This window comes from Gordonia sp. (in: high G+C Gram-positive bacteria) (assembly GCF_049647785.1).
Lineage (GTDB): Bacteria > Actinomycetota > Actinomycetes > Mycobacteriales > Mycobacteriaceae > Gordonia.
The window spans coordinates 36712-62447 of record NZ_JBARYI010000055.1; the positions used below are offsets into that span (position 1 = coordinate 36712).

Consider the following 25736-nt stretch of genomic DNA (forward strand, 5'->3'; position numbering starts at 1 on the left):
ATGCGCTCGCTGCGCTGTGCGCGACGACCTGCACGAGATCATGGGCGGGCTGCCGTCCGACCCGGTCCTCATTGGCCTGGTCGACGCCCTCTGTGCCGCCAAACGGCCCGAGTCGACGATGATCTGGAAGCGATCTCCGAAAGTTCAGGAACTGCTGCACGGGCTAGGGACCGGCGCCATCGCCGCGACGCACGAAGGCTTGGACACCCTGCCCAGTCGGGCGGCTGAGCATCTGCGGCATGTGATGGAGTACCACGGCCTACTACCGCCCCGAGATCGGTGGCTGCCACGCTTCGAACAGTGGATCGAGGACAAGCTCATCGACCTGCCTGCCGAGGTCGCCAGGCCCGCACGTCACTTCGCGACGTGGCACCATCTGCGGCGGATTCGCGCGATCGCCGACGCCGGCGGCGACACCCAGCCGTCAGTGCGGTCGGCCAAACAAGAAATCACCGAGACCGTCAAGTTCCTGAGCTGGCTGTGGTCCACCTACAGACGGACGATTGAAACCTGTACGCAACGCGACGTCGACCAGTGGGTGGCTGCAGGACCAACGACGCGGTACGCCATTCGTACGTTCCTGGTCGTGTGCAAACGAGACAGGCTCAACACCGCCGTGCAGCTCGGTCACCGGGCGGCGAAGACGGCACCGTCTTTGACCCAAGAGCAGCGGATCGCCTGGATCAGCGAACTACTCACCGGCGAGAGTGAGACGCTCCCCTACAGGGTCGCCGGCGTTCTGATTCTGCTGTATGCGCAGCCGCTGAAAAGTATTGTCCGACTGCAGACATCATCGATCATCGACGGCAATCCGATGGCGATCACGTTCGGCAAGCACCCCGTCGATGTGCCCGAACCGTTCGCTGAATTTGTCCGTGACCTGCTTGCCCATCGAACGAACTTACGCACCAGCGGGTGCGGCAACCCCTGGCTGTTCCCCGGCACACACGCCGGAGATCACCTGCATCCGGACACGATCATGCACCGCCTGCGCCTGATCGGCATGAGCAACCTCGGTGCCCGTAACAGCGCACTCGACGACCTCGTCCTCGAGTGCCCGCCCCCGATCGTTGCCGACGCTCTCGGCTACAGCCACCAGGTCGCATTCCATCACGCCGAACGCTCCGGCGAGACATGGGCGCGCTACGCGGGCCGACGAATCCGCTGACCCAGTCGGAGGCTGACCGCCTGTGCACCAGTCAGGCGGCCGAACGATGCTGGTGCGGCCACTCTCGGTGCAGGTCGTCGATGACGAACGTGTGAGTGTGGACATATCCTGCCGCAGTCGCCGCGGCACCACGAACGTGATCGACATCGGTGATGTCGGCCGGGTGCACGTGCTCGAGCGCCGCAGGCTCCCGAGCAGGCCAGCACCACAGCGCTGCACACGCGCCAGTCCCGGCCAGCCCAGCTAGGATCATCCACGTCACCGAGTAGCCGGCCACAGTGGCACCCCACCCGGCGATCGGATACGCAAGGAGCCAGCAGGCGTGCGACAGGGAAAACTGCGCGGCAAACACCGCGGGCCGATCCTGCGGCGCGCTCGACCGGCGCAGCACATTGCCCGTCGGCGTCAAGATCGCGCCACTACCGGCTCCGATGACCGCCCACAACACTAGTAGTGCAGGCCACTGCCACTGGCCGCCGCTGGTGAATGTGAACGCCACCACGCACACCGCAGCGCCAAACAGGACCGCGGCACCGGTGAGCATCACCACACGGTCACCGAACCGAGCGAACAGCATAGGCACAGCGAATGCGATCACCAACACCCCGAGCCCGTTGGCGGTCAACAACCACGCCACATCAGCGGCCGGGCGGCCCAGCGTGTCCTGCACGAGGTTGACCGTATTGACCATCACGATCGACCCAGCCCCGGCCACAGACAGATTCAGGCCCATCAAACCGCGCAGACGCGGGGTCGAAAGGAACACCCTCGCCCCCGACAACACGCGATCGCGAACCCGGTAGCCGCCGACAACGACAGCGTTGGGAACCCGACTGGACACCACCAACGCCGCCGACCCGAGGAACCCCGCCGCCGTTCCAGCGAACAGCCAATGGAAGTCGATCACGCTGATCAACAGCGCCGCCAGCAGCGGACTCAACAAAGTCTCCATCGTCGAGGCGAGCTGAGAGTACGACAGAGCGCGCGTGTACTGCTCCTCATCGGGCAGAACATCAGGCAACGCAGCCTGGAACGTCGGGGTAAATGCGGCCGATGCCGACTGCATCAACGCCACCAACACGTACACATGCCAGACCTGATCAGCGAACGGCAGCGCCACCACCACTGCGGCACGCACAACATCCAGACTCACCAGCAGCGCACGCCGATTGAACCGCCCCGCGTATGCCCCCGCAACCGGTGCCACCAGCACGTAGACCACCATCTTGATGGTCAACGCCGTCCCCAACACTGCCGCCGCATTCGCGCCAGCGAGCTTGAATGCCAACAGTCCCAACGCGACCGTCGCCAGCCCATTACCCGCCAACGCCACCACCTGCGCACCAAACAGATGCCGGTAATCACGCACCCCAAACAACGATCTCGTCATCACCCTGCCTCCCTAACCCGCCACGCCGACCAGACCCGGACGCGAACAGGCCCACTATGACATACTGGTGCTCATGTACGCACACGATGAGATTAGAGGTTGGGGCGCACAAGGACCGTCCGACGACGTCATCGACGCCGCCTCGGTCCTGCTCCGGATGCTCGCCGACCCCACACGGATGCGAATCCTCTGGCTCCTCGGGCAACGCGAATACGACGTGGCCGCGCTGACTGAGGATCTCCAAGCCGCGCGGCCCGCGGTCTCCCAGCACCTCGCCAAACTCAAACTCGCAGGACTCGTCCAATCGCGCAAAGACGGACGACGCAGCGTCTACAGCCTCCGAGACCTCCACCTCCAGGAACTGCTCACCGAAGTGTTCAGCGCCGCGGACCACCAAGCCAACGCGCTGCCCGACCACCGGCACAGCACATCGATCAGTACTGGACGCGGTCGAGCGGGCTGAAACGCGAAAATCGTCGATTGCCGGTGAACTGAATTGGAGGACTCCATGGCCGACTTCGCACCAATACATCCCGGCAAAACCCTCGCCAAGGACTACCTGCCCGAATGCGGGCTTCCCAGCGGTCTCGCCGAGGCTATCCACGTCTCGGCAGGCCGCATCAACGACATCATCCTCGGGCGTCGCGGGAATCACCCCGCTGGCGACCGCTGAGTACCTTCACCAGGAGCCGCCGGTGACAGTAGCGATCCACCCCCAAACCCACCGATCCCGAACTGCTGGCCCGGGTAGTCACTCTCGGCCGCCAAGCCGTCGTCGAGACGCCCACCGAGGCCCCTGATCAACCGGGACACGACGCACCGTCCGAGCGACGCATCGAAGGTATCGAACGAATGCGACGCGTCCGCGACAACACCGCCACGCGCGCCACAACACTGGCAGCCGAACTCATCGCTCAGTAGGACCGCTCACACCTGAGCCAGGCAATACGCACCAAAGTGATACGCACGGTATCCAGTAAGCCAAACGGCGGAGATATCGACGATCCCCTCCACTTACACACTCAGACGCTTCAGCCCCGAGTCGATTGAGCTAGCCCAAGTTGTATCGACGGAATTTGCCGTTAGCTCTCAGGCCGCATCAATGCGGACGGTCAGCCGCGCATCGCAAGCTCGAGCCAGACGGTCAAGGAAGTTAACTGTCGGCGTGCGCGCACCATTTTCGACTGCGGCAATCGAACTCTGCGTAGTCCCCATCCGTTCCGCGAGTTGCTTTTGGGTGAGGCCAGCGCCTTGGCGCGCCTGGTATGCGATGCCAGCCAGTTCCATCGCGACGCCCGCAGCCTCATACACCTGATCATGGACGCGGCGCGCCTCGACGTCGAGGCTCGCCAGGTATTGATCCTTGTAATCGGAATAGCTAGTCATCGGTCCCCCTCCAGTGTCCGACGCAGCACCCCGCGGGCTCTGCGAACTTCTTTTCGTTCATTGTCGCGCTGCTTGCGAAATACCGTCAACGTGATCACACGACGCTCGGGTTCGACTGTGTAAGTGATTCTCTGATTAACCTGCTCACACCGGAACCGCAGCTCCCACAACCGATCATGAAGCTTGCGACTATGCGGCATCCACAGACCCGGACCTTCTGCCGCAAGATAATCGAAAGCCCTGAACGCCTGGGCGCGACCTTTGCCACCGAGGCCCTCGAGCCAGCCTCGAACCTCGTCACTCAGGTCGATATCCCACGGCGTCGGATCCCCACCCATGCGCATAGTATAGCGACTTCACTATATAGCGTCAACGGTATGTGACATGAAAATAGTCGAAGCCGCCACCAACCAAGTTCGCATCGGTCCGAGGTAGCCAAACGCAGCGACCTGCCACCCGACATACTCACACCGGACCATCACACAACATCGCCAGTTCATCTGCGACAACTACCGTCCGCCGTGTGTATCTGCGTAGCAAGGTCACCCGCCGTCTGGCCACCGTGGCCGCCACTATCGCCGTCGTCGCAGCGAGCGCCAGTGTGTCGGTACCAGTTCAGGCCGCGACAACCACGCCATTCGATTTGCAGTCGCACCGCGGTGGCCGCGGCGAGCACACCGAAGAATCGCTGTATGGGTTTGCCCGTTCAATCGAGTTGGGTGTCACCACACTCGAACTCGACATCGTCCTCACCAAAGACAACGTGCCACTGATCTGGCACGATCCCACCGTCCAAGACGACAAATGCACCGACACCGCACCCGCCAAGCCCGGTGACAAGCAGTTCCCCTACGTCGGGAAGACGATCCACGACCTCACGTTCGCGCAAATCCAAACCCTGACATGCGACAAGACTCTGGCGAAGTTCCCCGATGCTAAACCGGTCACAGGCAACAAGATCGCGACCCTGCCACAACTGTTCCGAATCGTCAGCGAATACAAAGGCAACAAGGTTCGCTTCAATATCGAAACCAAAATGGGACTGCTGCACGAATAGGTGACAGACTTGGTCAAGCAGCCTGAGCGGCTGGTGTGGCCATAATGGCCTCGTACTCGACTGGGGTCAACCGGCCAAGGCGAGGCTGACGCCGGCGACGATGGTAGGTCCGTTCGATCCACGTGACGATCGCGATCCGCAGTTGCTCCCGAGTGGCCCACGGCCTTCGGTTGAGGACGTTCTTCTGCAGCAACGCGAAGAACGATTCCATCGCGGCATTGTCACCAGCCGCCCCGACTTGGCCCATCGATCCGACCAGTCCGTGGCGGCTCAACTCGTGCACGAACTTTCGGGATCGGAATTGCGATCCCCTGTCGCTGTGGACGATGCAGCCAGCCACGTCGCCGCGCCGGGCCACGGCGCTGGCCAGGGCGTTCACCGCGAGCGCAGACTTCATCCGCGAGTCGATCGAGTAACCCACGATGCGACCGGAGTAGACGTCCTTGATCGCGCACAGATACAACTTTCCCTCTGCGGTCGGATGCTCCGTGATGTCGGTCAGCCACAGCTGGTTCGGCGACCCAGCAGTAAAATCACGCTCGACAAGGTCGTCGTGGACGGGCGGGCCGGGTTTCTTGCCGTTCTTCCCACGTTTCTTCCCGAACACCGACCACCAGGCATTATCTCGGCAAATCCGCCATGCGGTGCGCTCGCACATCCGCTCACCACCGCTTGTCGCTTCGTCGACGAGGAACCGGTAGCCGAACTCTCCGATCGTCGCGGTGGGCGTCGAACAACGCGTTGGCCCGGTACGCCTCAGCGAGTTCGCCAGCGGCCACAGGCTCGGCCAGCCACCGGTAGTAGGGCTGGCGAGCGAGCTTGAGGACCCGGCACGTCACCGCGACGGGGATCCCGTCTTCGGCCAACTCGCGGACGAGCGGGTAGATCATTTTCCCGGCAGGTTTGCTTGCGACAGATAGGCCGCGGCTCGTCGCAAGACCTCGTTCTCCTGCTCGAGCAGGCGGATCCGCTTCCGGGCCTCACGAAGCTCGGCGTTCTCGGCGGCGGTCGTGCCGGGCTTGATGCCGTCTTCGACATCGGCTTGCTTGAGCCAGTTCGCCAGGCAGGATTCGCTGATCCCGAAGTCGGCGGCGATCTGCTTGAGCTGCTGGCCCGACTCGCGATTGCGGGCCACACGCACGACGTCGTCACGGAACTCTCGGGGATAAGGCTTGGGCATGGGGAACATCCTTCCAGCGGCGCCTCACGGCACCACAGATCAGATGTCACCTATTCGTGCAGCAGTCCCGCTCTACGCAATCCTGACGTGCGGAAATTCCGAATCTCGCCCCTGAAAACTAAGGATTTTCGGGTTCTGAATAACTCCATCGCGAATCTCGATTGCCCGCGAGATGGTGACGTCATTGGCCCACGCCGCCGGTCCTTCCATCACGGTGCGGAGGAATGGCAGGAGCGCTTCGCTGATCTCCCACGTCGCAGAGTTCCACAGGTACGAAGGGCTGTGGTCGACGGCGTAGTAGTTCACACCCTCGCCGACCGTGAACATCGGATCGTCGAAGCCCGTTGGCACAGCCCACTCAAAACCCATCCCCTCGTCGCACGACACGTCGATGATCAGACGGCCGGCGGCGAAGTGCACAAGATCTTCGGTGCGCAGGTAAGTCAGCGGAGCCGTCACGTCCTGATACGTGCAATTGACGACGATGTCGTGCGATGCCAAGAAAGTCGGCAACGGGACGTCACCATCGGCGGTCGCCACCTCGCTGAGGTACGCAGGACCATCCGAAGTGTTCAGTTGGGTAATGAACGCACCGTGGATCTGCGAGCCGACAGCGGCCGCGCCCCGCTGAGTGAGGACTTGAATGTCGTGGATCCCGAGGGCCTTGAGTGCAGTAACCGCACCACGCGCTGTCGCACCAAAACCGATGACGACGGCACTGCGACGTGGACCGTATGCGCCGGTCACGCCCTGCAACGCCAACGCGTGCATCACCGAGCAGTAGCCGGCGAGCTCGTTGTTCTTGTGAAGGACATGCAGACTGACATCCCCGTCGCGAGTCCAATGGTTCATCGCTTCGAAGGCAATCAGAGTGAGCCGACGGTCCACCGCCGTTTGCGTCATCGCTGAATCTTGGACGCAGTGAGGCCACCCCCAAACAATGCGCCCCATCGGTACCGCGGCCACATCGGTCGCCTGCGGTTTCGGCAACAGCAGGACGTCGGCCGAACTGATTACCTCGGCACGCTCCGCGACCCTGCCAACGCGCGATTCGATGTACCCGGGCGCGAGCTGAAAGTCGTCGGCGTACCCGCGCTCGACGATCATTCGCGCTCGAATATCCGGCGGAATCCGGTCGAGGTGATGCGGATGAATCGGCAACCGCTGCTCGTTCTCCATCGTTGAAATCGCGAGCAAGCCAAGGCTGAGGAGCCCGTTGCTTGGTTCAGTATTGTGAGGTGATTCCGGAGAAATCGCCAACGGCCATCGAGCGGTGCCGGACATCCGGCCTCCCGTCATAGTGGGAACCAGAGCCAGCTCCCAAGTCCGACTATAGGCCGAAATCGCAGGCCCAATTACCAGCAGTCGCCGGCGCACATCGAGGGCGAACGCCGTCATCGGAGCTAGGAAATACGCGGATGCGTGTCCTGTGCATGCGTGCGTCGAAGTCGGTGGCCGCGCTGCGTTAGGTCGTCAGGAACGGTAGTTCAACCCCAAAATCCGCCGCCTGGAGCACCACATGCGATCCCCCGTTCCGTCTTCAGCTCATACCGTCTGGACTTCGGCAGATTTCAGCGAGCACTCTTCTTGAGACATCCGGTATCAAACGGTTCCAGATGAATCAAATGATTCCGGATAGCCTTGCATCATGTCCACACCCGATGCCGGAGTCGCCGTATATCGAGGCCAAACCCTGGACGACCGCATCGACGAACGCCGGAAACAACTCCTCGACGCTGCGTTCACGCTCCTCGCCCACGGCGGCATCACGGCCATCACGATGCGCGCTGTTGCCCGCCAGGCCTCCCTGAGTCCGCGATACTTTTACGAAAGCTTTGCCGATCGATCCGCCCTACTGGCGGCGATGTTTGAGCAAACGATGGTGGCGTTTGCCCAGGCCGTCAGCACTGCCATCCAAGCCACGGCGACAGACCCGCTCAGCCAAACCAAAGCGGCCATCGCCGCCGTCACGGAGTTGCTCGACAGTGATCCGACGATCGCTCGACTGCTGCAGGAATCACTGGCCGAGGATGCCTTGCGCGACACCGCAAGTGCGGCGATTCCGCGGTTTATTGAGATGACGGCAGGACTCCTCATCGACGACGCCTGGTACCGAACTGCGGATCCAATCAAGATGCGTCTCGACATCAGCGCCCTCACCGGGTCGCTTACTCGGCTGTTCATCGACCGTTCCGAAAGGCGGTTTGACGTATCCCGGGACGACTTTATTGACTACTGCACTGGTCTAATCGCCGATCTCGTCCAACGTCGCCAGAGCCGACGATAGCGCCAGCCCGCTAGCGGCTACTCGGAAACCGTCCGCGCTGGTTCCGGTGATGGCGCCTCTTGTCCGGCTCCGATTGGCTTACGGAGGTTAATCAGGAACCCGGCTACGACCGCCACCAAGCCTAGGATCGCTGCCGCGATCATGAACCCCACACTTTCACCATGGACCATCGCCAACATCCTCATCGCCGGGATATCCGCAGGCCCGTGAATGGACCCGCTGTGATCGGTGATGCAGCTGGCGGCGGCATTGGCGGCAATCGTATTCAACAGTGCCGTTCCAACGGCACCGCCGACTTGCTGCGACGTGTTCACCATGGCCGAGGCCACTCCGGCATCACGTGATTCCACACCAAATGTTGCAAGGTTGATGGTCGTCATGAACACCGTTCCCATGCCGCAACCAACGAGGAACAGGCCGGGCAAGATGACACTCCAATACCGCGTGGAATCGGCCGATATCTGACTCAAAAACAACATGCCGACAGCGCCAATGAGAGCACCCGGGACAATCAAGAACCGCGGTGGGACGCGCGTAATAAGGCGAGCGGCGATCTGGGTGGAGCCGATTAGCATGCCGAAAACCATTGGCAGAAAAGCAAACCCGGCACTCAATGGTGAGTAGTGGTGAACGTTTTGCATGTATAGCGTCAGGAACAGGAACGACCCAAACATGGCGATGGTCGAGAGTCCCACGCTGAGGTACGCGCCGCCCCGAGCCCGGTCGAGGATCACTCGCAGCGGCAGCAACGGGTATCGGCAGCGCATCTGCCAGCCAACGAACGCGGCCAACAGCACAACGGCTGCAACCAGGCTGGCAATCGTTCCGCCGTCACCCCAGCCCTCTTCGGCCGCTCGACTAAATCCGTACACGATCAAAGCCAGCCCGGAACCCGCCAGCACCACACCAAGGACATCGAGCCTTATCGGCTGATTCCCTAGCTTTGGCGGCTCTTTGATTTCGAGAATTACGCCGAGCAGCGCGACCACGGCAACCGGCACGTTGATGTACATCGTCCAACGCCAATCAAGCATCTGCGTCAGTAATCCACCCAGAATGAGGCCCAGCGCAGCACCGCCGCCAGCAATCGCACCGAAAATCCCGAAGGCCCGCGCACGCTCGGATGGCGTCGCGAACATGACTGTCAGCAGTGACAGGACGGCCGGCGCGAGTAAGGCACCGAACGCACCTTGCAGCGCGCGGGCACCGAACAGCATCTCCTGGCTCACTGCGGCTCCACCGAGCGCCGAAGCCGCGGCAAAGCCGACGAGCCCAACCATCAACGTTCGACGACGCCCCCACATGTCGGCGAGCCGTCCACCGAAAAGGAGCAGCCCGCCAAAGGCGAGGGCGTACGCGGTGATGACCCACTGCTGATTGGCGTCGCTGATGTTCAGGTCGGCCTTGGCATTCGGTAGAGCGATGTTGACCACGGTGCCGTCGAGCACCACCATCAACTGTGCGAGGCAAATGAACGCTAAGGCGCGCCAACGGCGCGGATCCAAAACTACTGGCGGTTCCATACTCGACGTTGTCACTGGTCGCTCGATTCATTGCTCGATATCGCGAAGCTCTTCAATCCAGGCTAGCCATCTGACGTCGACCGTAACAGGGGCCGTGACCAGCCTGAACGCCGTTTAGGACGCCAGCATGTCCCTGACCATGGGAACTACCTTTTCGCCATACAAACCAATTGATTGTTGGTGGGCGTCGTGTTGGACCGGTTGGTCGTATTTGAGGTCGAAGCGGTCAACGCCGAGAGTTTCCACGGTGGACGCGATCTTGCGGGCCACCGTTTCCGGAGAACCGACATAGAGGGCACCGCCGTCAATCTCGCGGTCGAAATCGTTGGGGGTCGGAGCGGGCCAGCCGCGTTCGCGACCCATCTGCTTCCGCATCTCAAACCAACCGTCGCGAACCAGATCCCGGGCTTCCTCGTCGGTCTCGGCTACCAGGCCCGGCGAGTGCACGGCGATCGGCTGGTGCGGCACCGTGAACTCATCTTGGGCCCGTTTGAAGAGATCGATGTAAGCGCTGAAACGTTCGGATGGGCCGCCGATGATCGCCAGGAACAACCCAAAGCCGTACCGAGCCGTGCGGACCACCGATTCAGGACTACCGCCCACCCCCACCCAGGCCTTCATTCCCGCAGCGGTGGTCGGGTAAACGCGCTGATCCTGCAGACCGGCGCGTGTGGTGCCCTGCCAAGTGACCGGCTCCTCGGTCAGAAGCGCCGCCAGCAGTTCAAGTTTCTCCTCGAACAGGACCTCGTAATCGTTCAAGTCGTACCCGAATAGCGGGAACGACTCGATGAACGATCCGCGGCCAGCCACAATTTCGGCGCGCCCGTTCGAGACGGCGTCAAGTGTCGCGAAGCGCTCGTACACGCGGACCGGATCGTCGGAGCTGAGAACCGTGACGGCCGAACCCAACCGGATCCGCTCCGTCCGGGCCGCAATGGCTGCGAGCACCATCTCTGGACTCGAAACGGCGAAGTCGGGGCGGTGATGCTCCCCCAAACCAAAGAAGTCAACACCCACTGAATCGGCCAGCACAGCGTCGTCAACGAGGTCTCGAATGACCTGCGGGTGCGGAACATGATCGCCGTTCGCGTCGCGGGTGACTCCACCAAACGTGTCGAGGCCAAATTCAACGTTCTTCATGACTGCTAGCAACAGACCCCGGTCCGGGAAGATTCCCGGACCGGGGTCTGTCGACGAAACCGGGTGCTATCCGGTGACGCGGGCCGCAGCGCCAGCGTCGATCGGCAGCACGGTTCCCGAGATATGCGCGGACTCTTCTGCCGTGTAGAACAGCACGGCGCGAGTCACTTCTTCAGGCTCAATGAACGGGACCGGCTGAGCATGCAGCATCTTGAATACTGGCTCCACATCAGCGCGAGTAGGCGCTTCCAAGTCGGGGCGAACCAACTTGTACATGAAGTCGTTATGCACCATCGGCGTCGAAATGTTGCCTGGCGCAATCGCGTTGACCGTGATGTTGTAGCGGGCAACGTCGAGGGCGGTGCTCTTTGTCAATCCGATGACGCCCCACTTGGATGCACCGTAGGCAGCCATATTGGTAGAGGCACCGCGGCCCAGCATCGACGACACGGTGATGATGCGGCCGTAGTTGCGCGCGATCATCCCGGGGAGCACGGCCGACAGCGTGTTGAAGACGCCTGTCAGGTTGGAGGCGATCACTTCGTCCCACAGGGCCCCGGGCAATTCCCCCATCGGCGCTCCGGCGGACACGCCGGCGTTAGCAATCGCGATATCGATCTTCCCGAACTCAGCTTCGGCCTGCGCGACGAGCGCGGTCATTGCCTCACGGTCGGCAGTGTTGGCCTGAACGGCAAGACATTTCCGGCCCGTCGCCTCGACGAGTCGTACCGTCTCGGCCAGGTCTTCCTTGGTGGCCATAGGGTACGGCACGGTCTCGGTGTCTTCGCAACGGTCGCAGATCACGATGTCCGCGCCACGTTCGGCGTAGGCGATCGCATGCGAGCGTCCCTGACCGCGAGCACCTCCGGTGATCAGTACAACGCGATTAGTGAAGTCGTCCATGCCATCTCCTCAAATTCTCAACAAGTGTGCGCTAGCTTACGTCGAAGCCAACCCCGTGGAGGCGCACTCGGACACCCTCGCTCCCACTCAGCGGGAGCCCGCGGACGCGGCGAACACAGCGGTGGCCAACACTATGGTGAGGGCATGGCAACCCCTCGCGTCAGTATCGACAAGCAGAATCCCGATGTTTACAAGGCACTCGTGAAGGTTTCGACCAAAACGGCGGCCGCAGCAGAAGCGGCGGGACTGAGCCGAGCCGTCGTAGAACTGGTGAACCTGCACTGCTCGCAGATCAACGGGTGCGCCTTTTGCCTGAGCGTGCACTATCCCGACGCCATCGACGCTGGCCTGACGCCGCAGCAGATTGCGGTCCTGTCGGCGTGGCGCGATGCGCCAAAGCTGTACACCGACGAAATGCGGGCGGCACTGGAGCTGGCCGAGATGGTGACGAACCTCCCGGGGCACGACGACGCGACCTGCGCCTACGAGCGGGCGGCCGACGTCCTCGATGCCGCCCAGATTTCGGCCGTCATCTGGGCCGCTACCTCAATGAATGCCTTCAACCGGGTGTCGATTATGAGCCGCTACAACGTGCAGCCGCGCCCATAGAAAGGTGCCTGCTGCCACGCCCGGGGGCCCGCTCTTGGGGACCTCTTAGCGGCACCGCCTATCCTCACTCTCGATGAGTACTACAGACAGACCGACCGCGCGCAGGTACTTGGTCATCGCCTCCGTTGCCGGTTTGGTGGCCGTACTGGCCGCAATTCTGACTCCATTTCTCCCGGTCAACGAACGAACCGCCTCGTTCGAGTGGCCCACCGGCCAGCACTTGGCGGCCGACAATGCGTCCGTCGTCGCACCATTGGTGACGCAGACGGCACGTGGCCTCGACATCAGTATCGGTAGCGAAATCCTGCGGACCGCGGCCGCCAACGACAGCGATACAACTCTGGTTGCCACCGCACCGAGTTCAGCATCGCGCGATATCCGCAATACCGCGCTCTCGATCACTGCCGGGCCCGCGGGGGCTCGCGTGATGAATCGCAATTCGGTGCTCGCGAGCGTCGACCGTGCAGGACTCGACAAGACCACCACTCTGAAGTTCTGGGCATCGTCGACCGATCTAGGTGCGCAGTTTGTCGGCGCTACCCCACCGATCCGCGATGACCCGCTGAATCGGCCGGCCGTGTCAGGGATCTACACCGACCTACCGACCGACCTGGTGCAGAAGCAAGCCGCCACACTGAAAGTTTCCGTCGACGTCGACAACGGCTTCGACGTGGCCCGCACTGCCATCAAAACTGCCGTCATCATCATTGGCGTTATTGCCGCGCTGATCTCGTTGATTGCGCTGGCCAAGCTCGACGGAGTCTCGCGTTTGCGTGGACCTGTTGTTCGCCACCGTCGCTGGCATCGCCTCGTTGCCCCGAGCCTGGCCGATGCTGCGGTCACCGCGGCGTTGGTGATCTGGCACTTCCTCGGTGCAGGTACCTCCGATGACGGCTACATCATGGTGATGGGCCGCAATGCCTCCGACGCCGGTTACCTGTCGGACTATTACCGCTACTTCGGCATCACCGAAGCGCCCTTTGACTGGTACTACGGTTTCCTCTCGCACTGGGCCACCATCAGTTCCGCAGGAATCTGGCTCCGCCTGCCCGCTTTACTCGCAGGCCTCGCGTCGTGGTTCATCTTGAGTCGCATCCTGATTCCGCGCCTGGGTGCGACGGTCCGAAACTCTCGTTGGGCAATGCTCAGCGCCGCAGCAGTCTTCGTCGCCTTCTGGATCGCCTTCTGCAGCGGCCTGCGCCCCGAGCCGATCATTGTGCTCGGCACCCTCATCACCTGGTGGCTGGTCGAAGCCTCCATTGCGACCCGCCGCTTGCTCCCCGCAGCCCTCGCTACGTTCGCCGCACTCTTGACCCTGGCCGCTGGCCCGCAAGGGATCATTGCCGTCGCCGTGTTAATCGTCGGATCGCGACCCATGCTGCGCGTGGTGCGTACGCTCCGCCGCGAGTACGGTCTGCTGCCGCTGTTTGCGCCGATCGCCGCCGCAGCGTCGCTGATCGTGTTCATCGTGTTCCGTACCCAGACCCTCGCGGCCGTCGTCGAAGCAATCCGTGTGCGCTATTCCGTGGGGCCGACGCTGTCTTGGTACCAGGAACTCATGCGTTACTACTTCCTGACGCTCGGCACTCCCGATGGTTCACTTGCGCGACGTATCCCGATACTGCTGCTGATTGTGGGCGTCGGATTGACGATCGCGCTGATGATGCGCCGAGGGAAGCTGCCCGGCTTTGCCCGCGGCCCCGTCTGGCGATTGCTCGGTGCGATCCTCGTGACCGTCATGCTCCTGTCCTTTGTACCCATGAAGTGGAGCATTCAATTCGGCGTCTTCGCGGGCCTGGCCGCCGCTGCGACTGCCGTAGCGGTCACCGCCATCGTGACTGTCGCCGCCCGATCCCCGCGCGTTCTGTGGGCGTACCTGACCGTGTTGGCTGGGGCCTCCGCAGTCGCGCTCGCGGGCAACAACGCCTGGGGTTGGGCCTACGATTTCGGTATCCCCTGGTTCGACAAGGCACCGGTTCTGGCTGGTCAACAACTCGTGACTGCCGTCCTTGGGCTCTCCGGAATCTGCTTCCTGGGCCTGGTGTGGGTCAGCGTGCGACCCGGTGCCCCCGCTGTGCCGTCATCGACAACACAGCGCCGCCGTCGCGTTTTGGCCGGATTGCCCATCTTGCTGCTCGCCGCGGGCCTGGTCTTCGCGCAGTTTGCGATCTTCAGCAAGGCGGCGATCAGCCGCGCCGACACCTACACGCAGTTCAGCGCCAACGTCGAAGCACTGCGCGGCAACACTTGCGGCATGGCCGACCGAGTCCTCGTGGAACGAGACCCGAACGTCGGAACCCTCGTCCCGATCGGAACCACCGATGTGTCGAAGGCACTGCTCGGCGAATCGACCGGATTCAGCCCCAACGGCGTCGCCGCCGACCTAACGCCCGAACCAATCCGCTTGGGCGCGGGCACAATTCGCACCGCGCCGAGCCCGGGACGGTCGTACAACGCGGAAGGTGCCGCAGAAGGCACCACCGGCGGGTCCGGGCCAAAGACAGTGAACGGTTCCACGATGGCCCTGCCCTTTGGCCTCGAACCAGCAACCACCCCGGTCCTCGGCAGCTACGGCTTCGACAACGGCACCGCCAATCTCACTTCCGGTTGGTACCAACTCCCGGATCGTGCGGTTTCGCCGATCGTGGTAATCACCGCGGCCGGATCGATCTTCTCCATCGGTGCAGACGGCGCCCGCATCGGCGGCCGCGACTTGCACGTCGAGTTTGGCGTCAACGATGGCGGAAGCTTCCGTACGGTCGGCGCGCCCGTCGTGCCGATCGATCCGGGACCCGATCATCCGAATCGTCCGTGGCGCAATCTGCGAATCCCGATGACGGCGATCCCCACCAACGCCACGGCCATGCGGATCGTGGCCGTCGACGCCAATCTCAGCCCCGACGAGTGGCTGGCGATCACCCCGCCGCGCGCCCCGCACCTGGAAACGCTGCAGCAGGTGGTTGGTAGCCAGACGCCAGTTCTCCTGGACTTGTCGGTCGGCAGCCAGTTCCCGTGCCAGCAACCGATCACGGCCAACCATGGCGTCTACAACGTCCCGCAGTGGCGGATCACCCCGGACCGTGCGACGACCTTCTCCAAATCCAAAGCATGGCAGTCGGCCCGGGCTGGCGGCATCCTTGCCGTCGCCGAGTCCACCACCAAGGCTTCCGCCGTGGCCACCTACCTCGAGAATGACTGGTACCGCGACTGGGGCAATTTGCTGAAACTCACCCCGCTAACCCCGGGTGCAGCCACCGTGACCCTGACTACATCCACCATGCGACAGTTTGGCTGGACCAATCCCAGCACAATCGTGACGGGAAGCCCCGATGAGTGAGCCGAAGCCGCAGCAGCGCGGCACTGACCTTTCAACGTCTCCGACTACCGCGTCGGGCCCGACTTCCAGGAAGATCGCGATCGCCAAGCGCACTGCCGTCGTTGCTGGCCTGATTGGCATGCTGCTGGCGCTCGCGGCGCCATTCCTGCCGGTGACCTACACCAATCCCGTCATAACGTGGCCGCAGGCGAATGCCCAAGGTGTGCCGACCGTCGACAACATCGCCGCCCCGAATGTGGCGTTCAACCCACTCGCGATGGACGTCGCCGTTCCGTGTTCCCTCGCAACACTGCTCCCCGCCGACGGTGGTGTGCTTTTGTCGACCGTGCCGAAGACCGGTGCTGAGGCGCGCCAAGTCGGCCTGTTCGTGAGCGCCACCCACGACAATCTGCTCGTCACGCAGCGCAATGCGGTGCTGATGGTGGTTCCGCGGGCGCAGGCACAGGCGTCATCCGACTGCCGGATCGCGGTGCACGCGGACACCTCCGGAACGCGCGGTAGCGTCGAAGGCCTGCCAGGCCAAGACGCCACCTTCGACATTCCCAGTTCAAACGCGCGCCCGCAGATTATCGGCGTCTACACCGACTTGCCAGCCACTGCGCCGACCGAAGGCCTACGCTTCCAGTCCACGATCGACACTCGCTTCAGCACCAGTCCCACTGCACTGAAGCAGATCTTGATGTTGATCGGCATCGTCTCGACGATCGTCTCGATCATCGCGTTGGCTATCCTCGATGCGCGCGACGGTCGTCGACTGCGGCGTGTACTACCCTGCGGATGGTGGCGTCCCACCTGGCTCGACGGTTTTGTCACGGCGGTGCTGCTGGTGTGGCTGATGATCGGTGGCAATACCGCCGACGATGGCTACCAGGTCACGGTCGGCCGTGTAGCGCCCGGTGCTGGCTATCTCGACAACTATTACCGCTACTTCGGTGTCCCCCAGGATCCGTTTGGTTGGCACTACCAGTACTTGGCCAAGTGGATGGAAGTCAGCACCGCCATCCCCTGGCTGCGTCTACTCCCCTTCCTCTTCGCGATCGCCACCTGGTTCTTGATCAGTCGCGTCGCGATCCCGCGCATCGGTCGAATCGTCAGTTCATCGGGTGTGGCCCGCTGGGCTGCGGCCCTCGCCTTCCTCGCCGTGTGGTTGCCGTTCAACAACGGCCTGCGGGTGGAGCCCGTGATTGCCCTCGGCATCTTGCTGACCTGGGTCCTGGTGGAACGTGCCATCGCGACCGGACGATTAATGCCCTTTGCCCTGGCCATCATTTCGGCCGCGTTCACGTTGACGATTCACCCCGTCGGCGCGATCGCTGCCGTCGCACTGATCGCCGGATTGCGACCGATTCTTAAACGCCTGAACTACCGCCGCAAACGCGACGGCCTTCTGCCGCTCCTAATGCCGCTAGGTGCCGCTGGCCTGCTGGTGGTCTACGAGATCTTTGCCGATCAGCCGTTGGCGTCCATCATGGAAGGCGTCAAAGCTCAGGGCGTCGTCGGGCCCACCAATAAGTGGTGGACCGAAGCGATGCGGTACTACATCCTGCTCAACCCGACGCCCGACGGTTCCATTGCGCGTCGTGTCGGCATGTTTGTGACCATCCTCGCCACCTTGCTTGTGGTCCTGGTGCTGATCCGCAAACGCAGCGTGCCCGGCCTCGTCACGTCGGCCGTGTGGCGTCTGGTCGCAGTGACCGCCGGGTCCGTCGCCGTCCTCGCTTTCGTCCCGACCAAGGCGACCCACCAGATGGGCTTGTTTGCTTCCCTCGCTGGCCCGTTGGCAGCGGTAGCCACCGCCTTCATCAGCCCGCATGTGTTGCGGCGACGCTGCAACCGCACCTTCTTTGCCGCGGCGACGTTTTATGCGTTGGCAGTAGCCTTCGCTGGCCGCAATCAATGGTGGTACGTCGGCAGTTACGGCATCCCGTGGTCCGACGACACCCCGCACCTGGCTGGCATCGGACTGTACTGGCCAATCTTCGCGATCGCCGTCGCCCTCACCGCATTGGGCGTGTGGCAGTACTACCGTGACGACGCCGCAGAGACCGAGCAGGAACCCGACGGCCCGGTCACGTATCGCCGTGAACCATCCGGTGTTGTGGACCGGCTCCCGATGTATTCCCTGGTCATCATGTCGGCGGTCATTTTGGCGTTCAACATGATGTCGTTTGCGAAGGCTGCCAAGTCGCAGTCCGATGCGTGGACATGGGCAAGCTCGAATGTCGCGTCACTGCAAGGAAAGCCGTGTGCGCTGGCCGACGCAGTCCTCGTCGAAGCGAACCCGAACGATGGCCTCCTGGCACCGGCCCAACTGCCGGGCAAGCCGGCGCCGAGCGTCAATGAAGCCCTAGCAGGCGGCGTGAAGCCACCTGCTGGATTCACCCCAAACGGGGTGCCGACGCATCTGGAATCGGAAGAAGCCGCAGCAGAGGGCTCCAGTGACGGAGCAACGAGCCAGAGCACCGATCAGCAACAGTCGCCCGACGACGAACCGGGATCCACCACCTCCGATACGACCGGCGGCACCACCACCAGTCGTGGGATCAACGGGTCCACCGTGAAGCTTCCCTTCGGACTCGACCAGAAGCGCGTGCCCGTCCTGGGTACGTACGGGTCGCCCAACGGTCGTGGCGAACTCACCTCCGGCTGGTACCAACTGCCTGAGCGGTCGGCCGAACGACCGCTGGTCACCTTGTCTGCTGCCGGGCAAATCGAGTCAATCGATGAACTCGCCGTGCTCCGCAAGGGACAAAAACTCCGGCTGGAGGCCGGTCGGGTGTCGCCTGATGGGACGGTCAAAACCGTTGCCTCGCTGACCCCGTACGACGCTGGAGGAGCCCCCGAGTGGCGCAACCTGCGTTTCCCAATCGAGCAGGTTCCGCCCGCAGCGACGGTCGTGCGGATCGTCGCCAGTGATGTCTCCCCCGGAAATGACACTTGGTTGGCCGTCACGCCGCCGCGGGCGTCGAAGCTGCAGACCCTCAACTCGTTGGTCGGCAGCGACGCGCCCGTCCTACTCGACTGGGAAGTGGCGTTCGCGTTCCCCTGCCAGCGACCGGCAGCTGTCGTGCATGGGGTTTTGGAGACCCCGGAGTGGCGAATCACACCTGATGCTGTCGGTGAGCGAGTGAACTCCGCTCGTTGGATGGCAGGCGATTACGGCGGTCCCCTCGGCATCACCGAAAATGAGCTGCGGCCCACCGAAATCCCCGCTTACCTGCGAAATGACTGGGCTCGCGACTGGGGTTCACTGCAGCAGTACACTCCGCTGCTGCCACAGCGCGAAGCGGAATTGACCTTTACCACCGAGTCGCGCAGCGGGCTCTGGACGCCGGGACCCATGCGCGTCATTAAGAACTAACGCGCAGCCTGGCGATATCCTGACCGGTGTGATGAACCCTGCCTCGCCTCTCGCCTTCGCCCACGGACCCGCGTGGGCCAACCGCATTGCGCTGGCTCCGCTGACCAATTTGCAGAGCAATCCGGACGGCACGCTTTCCGACGATGAGTACAACTGGTTGGTCCGCCGCAGCGATGGCGGCTTCGGGATGGTCATGACGTGCGCCGCCTGGGTCAACGAGCAGGGCCACACCTTCGACGGGCAACTCGGTGCCGCAGGCGAACAGCATCTGGCGGGCCTGACACGCCTTGCGTCCGGACTGCGGAAGGCCGGCGCGGTGTCGTCGTTGCAGTTGCAGCACGGCGGTCGTCGGGGTGATGGCCAGTTCGATTCCACGCGCGTGGCTCCCTGGGCCGATCCGTCGAAGAACTGTGTTGCCCTCACCACCGGCGAGGTCGAGGCAGTGGTTGAAGACTTTGCCAATGCGGCGCTCCTGGCCGCCGAAGCTGGATTCGACGGTGCCGAGATTCACGGGGCTCACGGCTACCTGCTCTGCCAGTTCCTCGACGCCCGCAGCAATAATCGGGGCGACAAATACGGCGGCAGCCCCAACAATCGATTCCGGATCATTCACGAGATTGTCGACGCGGTTCGTCGGGCCACTGGACCCGATTTTCAGCTGGGTCTGCGACTGTCGCCCGAGCGGTATGGCATTCCGTTGGCCGATGCCCGCGAACTGGTCCGGCAAGTCTTGGACGCTGGTCGCCTGGACTATCTCGACTTGTCGATGTGGGATGCGTTCAAGACCCCATACGACACCGATTTTGCGAACCAGAAACTTCTCGACTTGTTTGTCGACTTGCCACGCAACAACACCCGGTTGGGTGTCGCCGGGAAGATTCTGACGGCCGCGGGGGCCCGGGAATGCCTTGAGGCCGGTGCCGACTTCGTGATGATCGGCACCGGCGGCATCTTGCACCACGATTTCGCCGCCCGCGTCGTCGCCGACCCCGCGTTCGCATCGGTCTCCCACCCGGTTTCCGCCGATCACATGCGCGCCGAGTCCGTCGGCCCGGCATTCCTCGACTACCTCTCGACCAACTGGGACGACTTCGTCCGCGCGTAACCGCCGACCGCCCAACCCGTCGCCCGCCACATCTCGCACTGCCCCCGATGTCGTTCTCGCATGATGCGTTGATTCCCGCACTACGTCAGACATAGTGCGGGAATCAACGCATCATGCGAGAACGACGGGGCCGCGGCGCGGTTATCCCAACACTCTCGCGACACTCGATTCGGGACTGAGGTCCATCCGACGCAGCAGTTGGGAGTTGAGCGCAACGACGACGGTCGAAACCGACATCAGGATCGCTCCGACGCTCATCGGCATCAAGAACCCGATAGGCGCCAACACACCGGCGGCCAACGGGACGGCGATGAGGTTGTAGCCAGCCGCCCACCACAGGTTCTGCTGCATCTTGCGGTACCCGGCGCGCGAGAGATCGATGACCGAGATCACCGACCGCGGATCGGAACTCGCCAGAATCACGCCAGCAGAAGCGATCGCGACATCGGTACCCGCACCAATCGCGATCCCCACGTCAGCTCCGGCAAGCGCAGGCGCGTCGTTGACGCCGTCACCAACCATCGCGACAACCCGGCCTTCGGCCTGCAACGCGGCGACCTTGCCCGCCTTGTCTTCGGGCCGCACCTGGGCGAACACTCGATCGACACCGAGCTCCGCCGCGACCGTTTCAGCGACCGCGCGGGCGTCACCGGTGATCATGACAACCTGAACTCCCAACGCATGAAGAGCGTCGACGGTGTCCCTAGATTCACGCCGAATATCGTCGGCGAGCTTCAGCGCGCCAACGACTTGCCCGTCTATGACGACGTGCAAGATGATCGCGCCCTCGTTGCGCCACGCTTGAACAGCATCCAGTTCCGGAGCGCCGTGCTGTTCCAGCATCCGTGGACCGCCAACCTCCACGCGCCTTCCGTCGATTGTCGCGGCGACGCCCGTCGCCGGTTCCGATGTGAAGTCGAATGCGGGTCGGAGTGCCAAATTACGTTCCGCCGCAGCCTCGACGATCGCTTTGGCGAGGGGATGCTCGCTGTCGGATTCTGCCGCCGCCGCCAGCGCCAGTACATCGTCAGCGGCGCGTCCGGCGACAGCTTCGATGCCGATAACCGAGGGGGCACCGTTTGTCAGGGTGCCGGTTTTATCAAATAAGACCGTGTCGACCAAGCGCATCCGTTCGAGCGCCAACCGGTCCTTTACCAGCACGCCACCGCGAGCCGCACGTTCCGTGGCAATAGACACGACGAGTGGAATTGCCAGGCCGAGCGCATGCGGGCAAGCGATTACAAGGACAGTGATGACGCGAATCACCGCGTTGTCGGGGTATCCCAACGCCGTCCACACAATCCCGGTGATGACGGCGGCACCGATTGCGAACCAAAACAGCCAACCCGCGGCGCGGTCGGCCAACCGCTGCGCCTTCGACGATGATCCCTGTGCTTGGGAGACGAGGCGCGCAATGCCTGCCAGTGCGGTCTGATCGCCAACCGCGGTCACCTCCACGCGGAGGCCGGAGTCCGTTGCCACGGTGCCAGCCACGACCGGGTCGCCGACGTCGCGTCGAACGGCGCGGGATTCGCCGGTAACCAGCGACTCGTCGATGCTGGCCGAGCCTTCAACGACCATCCCGTCTGCCGGAATTGAGGCACCGGGTCGCACCAGGACCACGTCGCCCAACCGCAGTTCACTCGGAGCAACCGTGCGTGTCGACTCGCCGTCGACCAAGTCCGCTTCGTCGGGCAACAGGGCTGCAAGAGAGTCCAGCGCCGAGGCCGTGTTTGCGAGCGACGCCATCTCAATCCAATGACCGAGCAACATGATGACGATCAGGAGGGCCAGTTCCCACCAGAAGCTCAACTCGTGGCTGAGAATGCCGAGGCTCGCGCCCCAGGAGGAGACGAATGCGACCGTGATTGCCAGCCCGACGAGCAGCATCATTCCGGGCTTGCGGGCGCGAATTTCGTCGACGGCGCCGGCCAGGAATGGCTTGCCGCCCCAGAGGTACATGACGGTACCCAGCACCGGTGCGATCCATTGAGCCGCGTGTGGAACGTCGTAGCCCATGAGGCTGGCGAACATCTCGTCGAAGGCGACCACCGGGACCGCCATGGCCGCCATGAGCCAGAACAGTCTGCGGAAGACGCCGGCATGATCGCTGCCATGGCCAGCATGGCCCCCACCGGTCACGTCGTGCCCGGAATGCATGGCGTGACCGGAGTGATCTTCGGAATGCCCGCCTTCGGAATGCCCGGGGTGGCCGATTGCTGGCTGGTCCATGACCGGTTGGGCGTGGTGGTGTCCCTTTGCGTTCATAACCCAACTGTATACCCATAGGGGGTATGAGTAAAGCGTTTCAGTCAGGTCGATTCACCACTTCGCAAACCTCACGAGTCAAGCGTCCAAACGGCGGGATTTCCCGGTTATGAGATACTGGCGCTAGCGGGTAATCCGATTGCACACAATGACGGGGAGGTCGGATTTGCTGGGAATTGTTCTGCTAATCATTGGTGGGGTCGGCCTGGCAATGCTGCTCCTCTCCCTCTTCGGCCTCGACATCGGCGACATCGATTTCGACCTCGGCGACTCCGGCGTTGGCATGCTGTCGCTCGTCACACCCTTCGCCACCGGATTCGGCCTCCTCGGTGGCGGACTGATGACCTTCACCGATACCTCCACCTGGGTGTCCCTACTTGTCGGACTCGTCGCTGGCGTGGTCATGACGATTGTCGCTGTCGTCGTGCTCGGTTACCTGGTTGGTTCCGAGGAAGAACTCCCAAGCCTCGAGTTGGTCGGAGCCACGGTTCGCGTCGTCGAACCTGTCGCCCCGGGACGATTCGGCGTCGGTGAAGTACAGACTCAACTTGGTGCCCAGCAGGTCACCATCACTTGCGATGAGATCCTGCGCCACGACGAACACGCAGTCATCGTCGAAAAGATCGACGGCCGCGACTCATTCATCGTCGCCCGACTCGCACTCACTGAATGACGCCGGCGAGCACACCGCCCGCTTCTCGCTTACCCTCCTGATGAACGCGCCAGTTCGCCCTGGCTCTCCCCTGTCTTCGCACCGGTTCATGTGAACCCCAACTGAAAGGACCCTCGTTATGGGAACGATTCTTGCCACCGTGGTGGTTGTCGTGGTCCTGCTCGTCCTGCTCGTCCTGCTTCTCCTATCGCGCTACCGCGTGCCTGGCGCCGAAGAAGCTTTCATCGTGACCGGCACCGGCAAGGGCCACCAGGGCAAGGTGTACCGCGGTACCGGCACCTTCGTTCTGCCCGTGGTGCAGCGCGCCACGCGCGTGCAACTGTCGTCGGTGAAAGCCGACCTCGACACCTCAACACCGGCGAACGACGGCATCGAACTGAAGGTGCGCGGTGTCGCCGTCGTGAAAGTCGGCGACACTCCTGAAGCCATCCTCAAGGCCGGTCCCCGATTCGGTGACGATCTCAATCGGGTGAAAATGCTTGTCACCGAACAGCTTTCCGGCGAGCTTCGCTCCATCGTCGGCACCATGACGGCAAAGAGCATCCTCGTCGACCGACAGCAGTTGGTTGATCAGGTCGCGCAGTCGATCAAGGAAATCCTCGGCAATCAGGGCCTGCTGCTCGACAGCTTCTCCATCAACGACGTCCAGGATTCCGACGGACAGTACTTCTCCGACCTCGCCGCACGTGAGCGCTCCGACCAGGCCGCCATCGCCGCCAAGTCGCGCGCTGAGGCCCATCGTGTCGCCGAGGAAAGCCGCATTGCCAATGAACAGGCAATCATCGAGAAGCAGCGGGAACTCGACATCGAACGCGAAGCTGCCCGCGAGGCCACAGATCGTGCGGGCGCAGAGGCAGACGCCGTGCGCCCCCTCGTCGAAGCCGAACGTCGTCGCATTCAGGTGGAGAAGGACAACGAGGTCGCCGAGCAGAACGCGCGCTTGCGTGACACGCAGCTCGACGCCGAGATCCGCCGTCCCGCCGAGGCGGAACTGTATGCCGCACGTCAGCGCGCCGAGGCCTTGAAAGCGGAGATCATCGCGGAAGCTGAAGCCAAGGCCGAAGGCATCCGCATCACCGGTAACGCCGAAGCCGAAGCCCTTGAGAAGCGTGCCGTGGCCTTGGGTAAGCTCGACAAGGTCGGCCAGCTCGAACTGGTCCTGACCAACATGCCCGCAATTGTTGCTGCCGCATCCGGCCCGCTGGCCGACGCCAACATCACGCTGGTTGGCGATTCGGTTAGCCCGTTGGCTCGCGGCGCAGGCACCTCGTTGATTAGCACTATGGAATTGATTCAGGGCGCTACCGGCATCGATATCGCCGGAATGCTCACGAATAAGGCCTCCGGGGTCGTCGACCACGGTGCAGCATCGGGCCAGGATTCGACCGAGTAGTCGCTCGCTTTCGGTGGGCGGGTTAGGGTCTTTTGACAAGGTTGTCGGGCCTTAACTCGCTCATCGGAGGAACCACGTTGAACACCCGTCGTCGCGGACTGCGAACATTCATTTTCGGCATCGCCGGGGCAGTCGCGGCAGCGGTGGTCGCGACTCCGATTGCCTCGGCAGAGCCCAGTCGGTGGCGGGCGGTCAACATTTCCGATCAGTCGACGCTGGCCTACAACCAGGGCCTCGCCAGCACACCCCCGGGCACGTTGCATGGCCGCGGCTATATCTCAATCCGGCCGGAGTTGGCTCTCGACGGTTGGACGCACATTGGCGACCAAGACATTTATCGCGGCCAAACCTACGACGCCTACGAAAACTTGGACGCGGGTAGCAAGTTGTACGCCATCACGGATGCTAACGGCTTCCTGCGGCGTTACGTTCATCGCTTGACTCCCGGGGAACTCGCGAACAATTCTTTCGTCACCGTCGACCCGTCGGGCAAGTTTTTGGTCAGCGGCGAATGGAAGGTGCAGAAGCGACTGCTCGTCTTCCCCAACCCCCGCGCTCAGCGCAGCGGGAGCGACCTACCGCTGGTCGGACAGATCAACTTCGACAAGCCGTTGGAAAACGTCCAAAGTTGTGACTTCATGACCTCGACACGGCTCGTGTGCGCCGCAGACAAGCCGAAGCAGGCCGTCTACTCAATCAACTTGTCGGAGCCGCTGACGCCGACGTCCACCACGGTCTCCGGCACCGTCTCACATGAGTTCGACGTCCCTCGCCGCAGTGCCTGCGGCGGAAGCTACGAGGTCGAAGGCATTGACTACAACGTCGCTCGCCGCCTGCTGAGCGTCGCGGTGATTGATCCCAGCCCCTGCATCCTGAACACCAAGGTGTTCCGCTACACCCCCTCCTCCCGCTAGCGTTCTCGCATGATGCGTCGATTCCCGCACTATGTCAGACGT

At 62.9% G+C, this 25736-nt stretch carries 20 protein-coding genes and 1 pseudogene; 12 read left to right on the top strand and 9 right to left on the bottom strand.

Annotated elements, in window-relative coordinates:
- Positions 1–16: 16 nt before the first annotated feature.
- Positions 17–1168, top strand: coding sequence for a hypothetical protein (locus tag WBA38_RS08715; protein ID WP_346076557.1), 1152 nt, complete (start codon positions 17–19; stop codon positions 1166–1168).
- Positions 1169–1199: 31 nt separating this feature from the next.
- On the opposite strand, the gene WBA38_RS08720 is transcribed toward WBA38_RS08715, so the two are convergent.
- Entirely contained in the window at positions 1200–2558 is a 1359-nt protein-coding gene (locus WBA38_RS08720) for an MFS transporter (RefSeq protein WP_346076559.1), read from the bottom strand.
- Between the two features lie 73 nt (positions 2559–2631).
- Between WBA38_RS08720 and WBA38_RS08725 the strand changes: the two genes are divergently transcribed.
- Together WBA38_RS08725 and WBA38_RS08730 are read left to right on the top strand one after the other, a co-directional pair.
- Complete coding sequence (locus tag WBA38_RS08725) at positions 2632–3021, top strand: metalloregulator ArsR/SmtB family transcription factor (RefSeq protein ID WP_346076560.1); 390 nt, start codon at positions 2632–2634, stop codon at positions 3019–3021.
- A gap of 45 nt (positions 3022–3066) precedes the next feature.
- Positions 3067–3231 (top strand): hypothetical protein, encoded by a 165-nt coding sequence (locus WBA38_RS08730; RefSeq protein WP_346076562.1) that lies wholly within the window; start codon positions 3067–3069, stop codon positions 3229–3231.
- 416 nt (positions 3232–3647) lie between these two features.
- Here WBA38_RS08730 and WBA38_RS08735 read toward each other — a convergent pair whose 3' ends face one another.
- Entirely contained in the window at positions 3648–3944 is a 297-nt protein-coding gene (locus WBA38_RS08735) for a helix-turn-helix domain-containing protein (protein WP_424322496.1), read from the bottom strand.
- Complete coding sequence (locus WBA38_RS08740; RefSeq protein WP_424295724.1) at positions 3941–4282, bottom strand: type II toxin-antitoxin system RelE/ParE family toxin; 342 nt, start codon at positions 4280–4282, stop codon at positions 3941–3943. The genes WBA38_RS08735 and WBA38_RS08740 overlap by 4 nt, the downstream gene beginning before the upstream one ends.
- A gap of 185 nt (positions 4283–4467) precedes the next feature.
- Here WBA38_RS08740 and WBA38_RS08745 point away from each other — a divergent pair, with 185 nt between their 5' ends.
- Entirely contained in the window at positions 4468–5001 is a 534-nt protein-coding gene (locus WBA38_RS08745; RefSeq protein WP_424295722.1) for a glycerophosphodiester phosphodiesterase family protein, read from the top strand.
- Between the two features lie 13 nt (positions 5002–5014).
- On the opposite strand, the pseudogene WBA38_RS08750 reads toward WBA38_RS08745, so the two are convergent.
- Both WBA38_RS08750 and WBA38_RS08755 read right to left on the bottom strand, forming a co-directional pair.
- A pseudogene (locus tag WBA38_RS08750) lies at positions 5015–6181 on the bottom strand (IS3 family transposase).
- A gap of 72 nt (positions 6182–6253) precedes the next feature.
- Positions 6254–7360: an alanine dehydrogenase gene (locus WBA38_RS08755; protein WP_424295732.1), complete on the bottom strand. Its 1107-nt coding sequence runs from the start codon at positions 7358–7360 to the stop codon at positions 6254–6256.
- 469 nt (positions 7361–7829) lie between these two features.
- Here WBA38_RS08755 and WBA38_RS08760 point away from each other — a divergent pair, with 469 nt between their 5' ends.
- Positions 7830–8468: a TetR/AcrR family transcriptional regulator gene (locus WBA38_RS08760; RefSeq protein ID WP_424295720.1), complete on the top strand. Its 639-nt coding sequence runs from the start codon at positions 7830–7832 to the stop codon at positions 8466–8468.
- Between the two features lie 17 nt (positions 8469–8485).
- On the opposite strand, the gene WBA38_RS08765 is transcribed toward WBA38_RS08760, so the two are convergent.
- From WBA38_RS08765 to WBA38_RS08775, 3 genes are all read right to left on the bottom strand, one after another.
- Positions 8486–9991 carry an MFS transporter gene (locus tag WBA38_RS08765; RefSeq protein ID WP_424295718.1) on the bottom strand — a complete coding sequence of 502 codons (1506 nt, stop codon included), beginning with the start codon at positions 9989–9991 and terminating at the stop codon, positions 8486–8488.
- 114 nt (positions 9992–10105) lie between these two features.
- Positions 10106–11131, bottom strand: coding sequence for an Atu2307/SP_0267 family LLM class monooxygenase (locus WBA38_RS08770; RefSeq protein WP_424295716.1), 1026 nt, complete (start codon positions 11129–11131; stop codon positions 10106–10108).
- A 66-nt stretch (positions 11132–11197) separates the two neighbouring features.
- On the bottom strand, positions 11198–12034 hold the full coding sequence (locus WBA38_RS08775) for a mycofactocin-coupled SDR family oxidoreductase (protein WP_424295714.1): 837 nt from the start codon (positions 12032–12034) through the stop codon (positions 11198–11200).
- A gap of 144 nt (positions 12035–12178) precedes the next feature.
- Between WBA38_RS08775 and WBA38_RS08780 the strand changes: the two genes are divergently transcribed.
- From WBA38_RS08780 to WBA38_RS08795, 4 genes are all read left to right on the top strand, one after another.
- Positions 12179–12643 carry a carboxymuconolactone decarboxylase family protein gene (locus WBA38_RS08780; RefSeq protein ID WP_424295712.1) on the top strand — a complete coding sequence of 155 codons (465 nt, stop codon included), beginning with the start codon at positions 12179–12181 and terminating at the stop codon, positions 12641–12643.
- Positions 12644–12716: 73 nt separating this feature from the next.
- Positions 12717–15980, top strand: a complete 3264-nt coding sequence (locus WBA38_RS08785; RefSeq protein ID WP_424322497.1) for an arabinosyltransferase domain-containing protein — start codon at positions 12717–12719, stop codon at positions 15978–15980.
- Positions 15973–19341, top strand: coding sequence for an arabinosyltransferase domain-containing protein (locus WBA38_RS08790; protein ID WP_424322498.1), 3369 nt, complete (start codon positions 15973–15975; stop codon positions 19339–19341). The genes WBA38_RS08785 and WBA38_RS08790 overlap by 8 nt, the downstream gene beginning before the upstream one ends.
- A 31-nt stretch (positions 19342–19372) precedes the next feature.
- A complete protein-coding gene (locus WBA38_RS08795; RefSeq protein WP_424322503.1) occupies positions 19373–20446 on the top strand; it encodes an NADH:flavin oxidoreductase in 1074 nt (357 codons plus the stop codon).
- A 141-nt stretch (positions 20447–20587) separates the two neighbouring features.
- Here WBA38_RS08795 and WBA38_RS08800 read toward each other — a convergent pair whose 3' ends face one another.
- The gene (locus tag WBA38_RS08800) at positions 20588–22714 is read right to left on the bottom strand and encodes a heavy metal translocating P-type ATPase (protein WP_424322499.1); all 2127 of its coding nucleotides are present in this window, start codon (positions 22712–22714) and stop codon (positions 20588–20590) included.
- A gap of 166 nt (positions 22715–22880) precedes the next feature.
- Here WBA38_RS08800 and WBA38_RS08805 point away from each other — a divergent pair, with 166 nt between their 5' ends.
- From WBA38_RS08805 to WBA38_RS08815, 3 genes are all read left to right on the top strand, one after another.
- Positions 22881–23387, top strand: coding sequence for a hypothetical protein (locus WBA38_RS08805; protein WP_424322500.1), 507 nt, complete (start codon positions 22881–22883; stop codon positions 23385–23387).
- A 118-nt stretch (positions 23388–23505) separates the two neighbouring features.
- Entirely contained in the window at positions 23506–24780 is a 1275-nt protein-coding gene (locus WBA38_RS08810) for a flotillin family protein (RefSeq protein WP_424295704.1), read from the top strand.
- 77 nt (positions 24781–24857) lie between these two features.
- The gene (locus tag WBA38_RS08815; RefSeq protein WP_424322501.1) at positions 24858–25694 is read left to right on the top strand and encodes a hypothetical protein; all 837 of its coding nucleotides are present in this window, start codon (positions 24858–24860) and stop codon (positions 25692–25694) included.
- Positions 25695–25736: the final 42 nt, after the last annotated feature.

Excerpts from the sequence above, each read along its gene's own strand:
- WBA38_RS08760 (WP_424295720.1), top strand. The coding sequence starts at position 7,830 with ATGTCCACACCCGATGCCGGAGTCGCCGTATATCGAGGCCAAACCCTG.
- WBA38_RS08775 (WP_424295714.1), bottom strand. The coding sequence starts at position 12,034 with ATGGACGACTTCACTAATCGCGTTGTACTGATCACCGGAGGTGCTCGC.
- WBA38_RS08800 (WP_424322499.1), bottom strand. The coding sequence starts at position 22,714 with ATGAACGCAAAGGGACACCACCACGCCCAACCGGTCATGGACCAGCCA.
- WBA38_RS08785 (WP_424322497.1), top strand. The coding sequence starts at position 12,717 with ATGAGTACTACAGACAGACCGACCGCGCGCAGGTACTTGGTCATCGCC.
- WBA38_RS08730 (WP_346076562.1), top strand. The coding sequence starts at position 3,067 with ATGGCCGACTTCGCACCAATACATCCCGGCAAAACCCTCGCCAAGGAC.
- WBA38_RS08770 (WP_424295716.1), bottom strand. The coding sequence starts at position 11,131 with ATGAAGAACGTTGAATTTGGCCTCGACACGTTTGGTGGAGTCACCCGC.
- WBA38_RS08755 (WP_424295732.1), bottom strand. The coding sequence starts at position 7,360 with ATGGAGAACGAGCAGCGGTTGCCGATTCATCCGCATCACCTCGACCGG.
- WBA38_RS08795 (WP_424322503.1), top strand. The coding sequence starts at position 19,373 with ATGAACCCTGCCTCGCCTCTCGCCTTCGCCCACGGACCCGCGTGGGCC.
- WBA38_RS08765 (WP_424295718.1), bottom strand. The coding sequence starts at position 9,991 with ATGGAACCGCCAGTAGTTTTGGATCCGCGCCGTTGGCGCGCCTTAGCG.
- WBA38_RS08740 (WP_424295724.1), bottom strand. The coding sequence starts at position 4,282 with ATGGGTGGGGATCCGACGCCGTGGGATATCGACCTGAGTGACGAGGTT.
- WBA38_RS08780 (WP_424295712.1), top strand. The coding sequence starts at position 12,179 with ATGGCAACCCCTCGCGTCAGTATCGACAAGCAGAATCCCGATGTTTAC.
- WBA38_RS08810 (WP_424295704.1), top strand. The coding sequence starts at position 23,506 with ATGGGAACGATTCTTGCCACCGTGGTGGTTGTCGTGGTCCTGCTCGTC.
- WBA38_RS08720 (WP_346076559.1), bottom strand. The coding sequence starts at position 2,558 with ATGACGAGATCGTTGTTTGGGGTGCGTGATTACCGGCATCTGTTTGGT.
- WBA38_RS08790 (WP_424322498.1), top strand. The coding sequence starts at position 15,973 with ATGAGTGAGCCGAAGCCGCAGCAGCGCGGCACTGACCTTTCAACGTCT.
- WBA38_RS08735 (WP_424322496.1), bottom strand. The coding sequence starts at position 3,944 with ATGACTAGCTATTCCGATTACAAGGATCAATACCTGGCGAGCCTCGAC.
- WBA38_RS08725 (WP_346076560.1), top strand. The coding sequence starts at position 2,632 with ATGTACGCACACGATGAGATTAGAGGTTGGGGCGCACAAGGACCGTCC.